We start from the raw sequence: 477 nt of genomic DNA, 5'->3' as shown, positions 1-477 counted from the left end.
AAAACGGTCGTTCAACCTCTCCATTCGGCTTTCTGAGCTGCTGATTGCGCTTCCAAGTCGACCGCCTTCTCCAATGAGCTGCTCAACGGCTGATGTAATCTGTCCTGCCATGCCACCCTCATTTGTGTCCCCCGCAAAGAAACCTGCCAATTGATCTGGCTGGTTGGCGATCACCTCATCTAATCGCTCGTCATCTATTGCTAGCGTTCCATCTAGCTGCAGTGAGATACCAATGTCTGACAGTACATTGAACCCATCGCCCCCCGTGCTACTGCTCAATGCTTGTCGTAGGGTGTTTTCGACAGTGCGAGTGGCACTATCACCATTCAGCTCACCAGCACTGCCACTTTCAGGGTTGTAAGCAGTCAACGAGCCAACCGTATCTTTTAGGGTATTGTAGGCGTCTACAAAGGAGGTGACTTGCTCACGAATCGCATTGCTATCTTGGGCAACGACAACAGTGCTATCTGTATCGGC

General features: G+C 51.2%; 1 protein-coding gene. It reads right to left on the bottom strand.

Going from position 1 to position 477, the window contains the following annotated elements:
- Positions 1 to 477: flagellar filament capping protein FliD (fliD, locus tag Q5762_RS37105; RefSeq protein ID WP_315896716.1), on the bottom strand; the 477-nt coding region annotated here is incomplete at both ends.

Origin of the sequence: Streptomyces sp. P9(2023), from assembly GCF_032436795.1 — a bacterium.
Lineage (GTDB): Bacteria > Actinomycetota > Actinomycetes > Streptomycetales > Streptomycetaceae > Streptomyces.
This window is presented reverse-complemented; position numbering and strand designations above follow the sequence as displayed.